At 70.2% G+C, this 5,687-nt stretch carries 5 protein-coding genes; 3 read left to right on the top strand and 2 right to left on the bottom strand.

What is annotated here, in order from left to right; genetic code table 11:
* Positions 1–130: 130 nt before the first annotated feature.
* Positions 131–916, bottom strand: coding sequence for an IS21-like element helper ATPase IstB (istB, locus tag AC1Q5D_RS17825; RefSeq protein WP_481736795.1), 786 nt, complete (start codon positions 914–916; stop codon positions 131–133).
* A complete protein-coding gene (gene istA / locus AC1Q5D_RS17820; protein WP_481736794.1) occupies positions 916–2,439 on the bottom strand; it encodes an IS21 family transposase in 1,524 nt (507 codons plus the stop codon). The genes istB (AC1Q5D_RS17825) and istA overlap by 1 nt, the downstream gene beginning before the upstream one ends.
* A 475-nt stretch (positions 2,440–2,914) precedes the next feature.
* Here istA and AC1Q5D_RS17815 point away from each other — a divergent pair, with 475 nt between their 5' ends.
* From AC1Q5D_RS17815 to istB (AC1Q5D_RS17805), 3 genes are all read left to right on the top strand, one after another.
* The gene (locus AC1Q5D_RS17815) at positions 2,915–3,367 is read left to right on the top strand and encodes an ApeA N-terminal domain 1-containing protein (RefSeq protein WP_481739770.1); all 453 of its coding nucleotides are present in this window, start codon (positions 2,915–2,917) and stop codon (positions 3,365–3,367) included.
* A 99-nt stretch (positions 3,368–3,466) separates the two neighbouring features.
* Positions 3,467–4,792, top strand: coding sequence for an IS21/IS408/IS1162 family transposase (locus AC1Q5D_RS17810; RefSeq protein ID WP_481739330.1), 1,326 nt, complete (start codon positions 3,467–3,469; stop codon positions 4,790–4,792).
* Complete coding sequence (istB, locus tag AC1Q5D_RS17805) at positions 4,789–5,628, top strand: IS21-like element helper ATPase IstB (protein WP_481739329.1); 840 nt, start codon at positions 4,789–4,791, stop codon at positions 5,626–5,628. Before AC1Q5D_RS17810 ends, istB (AC1Q5D_RS17805) begins: the two co-directional genes overlap by 4 nt.
* The last annotated feature ends 59 nt before the right edge of the window (positions 5,629–5,687 follow it).

The raw sequence follows: 5,687 nt of genomic DNA, 5'->3' as shown, positions 1-5,687 counted from the left end.
TGTCAACGGCCAGTAGGAATTGCCCGTGGGCGGCCAGCGGTTCTGCCCGCTGGTGGCCAGGGAAAGTGCCCACTGGTGGCCGGCTGGTTTGCCCGCGGGACGGGTGGTTGGTGCCGGCCACTGGTGGTGTCTAGGTCAGTGGCATGACTCCCTTTCCGGCCAGGGCCTGGGTGAGTCGGACGGAGTCGCCGGTGGTTTGGCAGACGTGGGCGTGGTGGAGGAGCCGGTCCACGGTGGCGGTGGCCAGGGTCTTGGGCATGAGCTCGTCGAAGCCGGCGGGGTGCAGGTTCGAGGACACGGCCACGGAGCGTTTCTCGTAGGCGGCGTCCACGACCCGGTAGAGGCCCTCGGCGGCGTCGGTGGCCACTGCAAGCAGGCCGATGTCGTCGATCACGACGAGGTCGGCGCGCAGGATCCGGGCCACGGCCTTGGTCACGGTGTCGTCGGCCCGGTGGGCGCGGATGAGCGCGCCGAGGTCCTCGAGGGTGAACCAGGCGACCCGCTTGCCTTCCTCGACGGCCTGTTGGCCCAGGGCCTCGAGGAAGAAGGTCTTGCCGGTGCCGGAGGGTCCGCAGACGACGAGGTTCTCCTTGCGGTGGATCCATTCCAGGGTCCGCAGGGCCTGCTGGGTCGGGGCCGGGATCGAGGAGGCTGTCTCGTCCCAGAGGGCGAAGGTCTTGCCGGTGGGGAACCCGGCGGCCTTGCGCCGGGTGGCGAGCATGGAGCGGGCCCGGCCCGCGGTTTCCTCGGCCAGCAGGGCCTTGACGGTCTCGGCCGGTTCCCAGCGCTGGGCGCGGGCGGTGGCCAGCACCTCGGGGGCGACGGCGCGGGCGTGGGGCATCTTCAGCTGGCGCATCAGCGCCGCGAGGTCCTCGGGCAGGGCCGGGGCGGTGGTGTTCGGGGTGGCGATGCCCATCAGGGGTGCTCCTTCCCGGAGGTGGTGGCGCCCAGGCCCGCCCAGCCGGCGGTGCCCTGGGTCAGGGACGTCCCCTCGTCGGCGGTGCGCAGCCCGGGCCGGTGCCCGGCGGCGGTGAGCAGGGAGGCTAGGTCCCCGTGGGCGAAGCGGTGGTGGACCGCGGCGAGGCCGAGGGCCTTGTCGACCTCGTTGGTCCCGGCGATCTTGGCCAGGGCGACGGCCTCGGCCATCTTGGCGTTGATGCGGTGCGCGCCCGCGGCGGCGGCCTCGAGCAGCCAGGACCTCGCGCCCGCGCCGATGCCCAGGAACTCGGCCTCGGCCTTCGAGCGCGGCACCGGGGTGTGGTCCCCAGGGACCTTGGCCGGGTCGTGGTCGGGGAAGTGGGAGTCGTCGATCGCCGGGGACCCGGGCGCGGCCACCGGATGCCGGGCGACCTCGAGGGCACCGTCGGGGCCGGCGTGGACGATCACGACCCTCGCGTCGGCGCCGGTGCCGTGTTGGCGGATGAAGACCTCGGCGCCGAGCAGGTGGGCCGGGACGGAGTACTGGGCGTTCTCGTAGGAGACCATCGGCGTGTTCGGCGGCACCTTCCGGCCCGTCCCGTAGGCGATCGTGTGCGCGGCGTCGGGGACCCGGTGCAGGGCGGGGGCCTCGTCGGCGAGCATATCCACGGGCCGGCGGCGGGTGGTGCGGTGCTCGCGGGAGTTCACCAGGTCCATGAACGCCTGGCAGGCCGCCTCGAGCTCGGCGAACGAGGCGTAGGAGCCGCGCAGGTTGGTGTCCTTGGGCACGAGGTCGGCCTTGGAGACCTTGACCGCGTTCTCCACCCCGCCCTTCGACGCCGGGTCGGCAGGCTGGCAGGTGAGGACCTCGACCGAGTAGTGCTTCGCGAACGCGACGGTCGCCTCGTTGCGCACCGGCACCCCGGCCACGTGCATCGTGGTCACCGTCTTCTCGTTGTCCGTCAGCACGTACGTCGGGGCCCCGCCGATGATCCTGAAGGTGCGGTCCAGGGCGGCGAAGACGCTCGGGGCGGTCCGGTCGCGCAGCGCGAGCACGATCCGGTACCGCGACCATGCGAGCCAGGCCACGAACAGCACCGTCTTGACCCCGCCGATGACCGGTCCGTCGCCGAAGTCGTACTGCAGCCAGCCGCCGGGCTCGGTGATCCAGGGCCGGTGCACCCGCCGCCTCCCGCGGCGGTAGGCGTCCTTCGCGGTCGCCACGGCACGGCGGGTCGAGCGCTCCGAACCGGCGTAGCCCATCGACACGAGCTTGTCGTGCACGACGTCGGCGCGGATCCGGCCCCGGGACTTGTCGACCCATTCCTCGATCTTCGCGTCCCAGTCGTCGGTGACCTTGGGCCGTTCCGGACCCGCGCCGGGGGCACGGCCGGCATCGCGGGCCCTCACGAGCCGGTCGACGGTGTGGTGGGAGCACCCGTGGATCTCCGCGGTGCTGCGTAGGGACCTGGTGAGGTCGTAGGTGGCAAGAATATTCACGGTTTCTAGGGCATCCTTCATTCAGGGCCTCTTCCTGCTGCGGATTCGATTCGACACCGACATCCAACCGGGAAGAGGCCCCCGCCGTCCTCAGAACACGGCAGGGCTAACGAGCAATGCGGGCAAACCAGCCGGCCACAAATGGGCAGTTTCCGTGGCCATACGCGGGCAGTCCCCGTGGCCGTCAGCGGGCAATTCCCTGGCCACCTACGGGCAGTTTTCCATGGCCGCTAACACGGCCGCCTGATGACGCGGCGTTCTGGCCTAAGGGAAGGCCACTCAACGGTGCTCAACACCGCCGCCCGAGGTCTCATCAAACGAACGTTTCTTGAGAGGGTTGCGATGCTCGCGAAAGGCCCCCGGGACCAACTCCTGAGTACCGTCCAAGTCGCGTTCCATTGGATGAGCACCTCGGTTAGTAATCATCCCAGTGGATCGACAAGCCCTAACACTGAACCTTCAACTATTTGGCACACAGCGGCGCTAGGCTCGATAGATGAGGCTATGTGACGCGCACCGCATGAAGGGGTGGTGGTTTCTCCCTAACGATCCAGAAAACCGTGTGTCCGGAATTCTCATTTGGAACCAGGAGAAGGGAGCCAGCCTTGAACTCCTGGCTGGCTTGCCTACTGGTCCAGACGTGGAAATGCTTTGGGAGAACCAGTGGCCGTCGGGATCTGATCTAGATATAACGCCTTGCACGATCTATGGCGAGACGGATGCAGGCAAACTTGTAACGCTCTGGGGGGCCGAGCGAGGCAGCTATAAGGCCGACTTCGAAGGGCGGACGAGGGAAGAGTTCTGGCATGCCTCGTGGGTCTGCGTCGGCGCCCACATACCCTCTGCCGATGCGCCAGCGTTGAGAAATTTCCGTGTAGCTCTCGACGATCTCTACTACCTCACCGATGATGATCACGCTCATCGAAATTCCCCACCCGGCGCTCACTGAATTTCCCCAGTTCGTGTCAGTCCCTGAATAGGGGCGGGCCCTCCCCGAAGCTGGTGGTCTCTGACCACACACCGGCTTTCGAGAAAGGCCCGTCCCTTCATGCTGCCATGGAAGGAAGACGTGGAGATCCACGCGTTGAAAGAGCGCGGCTGGAGCATCAGCCGCATCGCCAAACACACGGGGCGGGACCGCAAGACCGTCCGCGCCTACCTCAACGGGGAACGGACCCCGGGGATGCGCCGCCGCTCCGGACCGGATGTTTTCGCCCGGTTCGAGGCCTACGTCACCGCCCGGCTGGCCGAGGACCCGCACTTGTGGGCGTTGACCCTGTTCGACGAGCTGGCCGGGCTGGGCTATGACCGCTCGTACCAGACGCTGACCCGCCAGATCCGCGCCCGCGGGCTGCGCCCGGCGTGCGTGGCGTGCGGGAAGGTCACCGAGCGCCCGAACGCGGTGATCGAGCACCCGCCCGGGGAGGAGACCCAGTTCGACTGGCTCGAGCTGCCCGACCCGCCGTCCGGCTGGGGGCCGGGGCGCAAGGCGCTGCTGCTGGTGGGCTCGCTGCCGCACTCGGGCAAGTGGCGGGCCGTGCTGGCAGAATCGATGGACCACGCGCACCTGATGGAGGCCATCACCACGCTCATCGCCCTGCTCGGGGGCCTGACCCGGGCCTGGCGCTTCGACCGGATGGGAACCGTCGCGGTTGCCGGCAGTGGGGACATCAACCCCGCCTTCGCCGGCTTCGCCAAGCACCACGGCGTCGAGGTGCTCCTCTGCCCGCCCCGGTCCGGGCACCGCAAGGGCGTGGTGGAGAAGAACAACCACACCGCCGCGCAACGCTGGTGGCGCACCCTGCCCGATGAGACGGGCTTCGAGGCCGCCCAGGCGAGCGTGTTGGCCTTCGCCCAGTCCCAGGACGCCCGCCGGCGCCGCGGGCCCCAGGGCTGGAGCACGGTGGCGGCGATGGCCGAGGTGGAGGTGTTGCGCCCCGCCCCGGCGGCCGCCTACCCGGTCGCGGTCCAGGACGAGCGCACCGCCTCACGGCAGGGCCTGGTCTCCTGGCGCGGCAACCGGTACTCCGTGCCCCCGGAGCTGGCCGCGGCCAGGGTCGTGGTCACCCACCGGGTCGGTGCCGGGCACCTGCAGATCCGCTCCGGGAACGCGGTCGTGGCCCGGCACCGCATCGCCGAGCCGGGCTTGGGCGCCACCATCCGCGACACCGGACACGTCATCGCCCTGAACGCGGCGGCGATGGCCGCGGTGAACACGGCCAAGCCCCACCGCCGCAAGGAACGCATCCCGCCCGGGGCCGCCGCCCGCGCCGCCGCCGACGCCCTGCTCGGGCGCCCCGCGGCGCCGGAGGCCTCCGTGATCGACCTGGCCGCCTACGAGGCCGCCGCCCAACGAAAGAGCTACCTGCCATGACCACCACCCCCACCCCGGCCGCCGTTCCGTCCACGAACGCGCAGGCGGCCACCTACCAGCGGCTGCGCGCCCATCTGGCCACGCTCAAGCTCGCCGGGGCCGCCGAGGCGCTGCCCGCCGTCCTGGACCAGGCCCGCGCCGACGGCTGGTCGATGACCGAGACCCTCGAGCGCCTGTTGGCCGTCGAGGTCGACAGCGCCGAGGCCCGGCGCCTGGCCGGACGGCTGCGCTTCGCCAGCATCCCCACCCCGGCTACCCTGGCCGGGTTCGACACCGACCACGCCCAGGGCGTCGACCGGTCCCTGATCAACGAGCTGGCCACCTGCCGGTGGCTCGAGAACGCGACCAACGTGCTGCTCATCGGCCCGCCCGGCACCGGCAAGACCCACCTCGCCGCCGGGCTGGCCCGCGCCGCCGTCGAGGCCGGATACCGCACCTACTTCACCTCCGCGGCCGACCTGGCCGCCCGCTGCCACAAGGCCGCGATTGAGGGCCGGTGGGCCACCACCATGCGCTTCTTCGCCGGCCCCACCCTGCTGGTCATCGACGAGCTCGGGTACCTGCCCCTGCCCGGGGAGGCCGCCTCGGCCCTGTTCCAGGTCATCAACCAGCGCTACCTCAAGACCAGCATCGTGATCACCACCAACCGGCCCGTCGGGGCCTGGGGCGAGATCCTCGGCGACACCACCGTCGCCGCCGCCATGCTCGACCGGCTCCTGCACCGCTCCGTGGTCCTGAACCTGGACGGGGACTCCTACCGGCTCCGAGCCCACCACGACGCCGCCGAACAGCTCCGCCGAGCCACTACAGGCACCCCGAAAACGCTGCTAACCTAAACCCCGCGACTGGGGACATTCACCGAGCACCAACCGGGGAATTTCGATGAGCGTCATCA

The sequence above is a fragment of the Arthrobacter paludis genome, from assembly GCF_056782315.1.
Note: the sequence above shows the minus strand (reverse complement) of the source record. Positions and strands in the feature narration are given on the sequence as shown.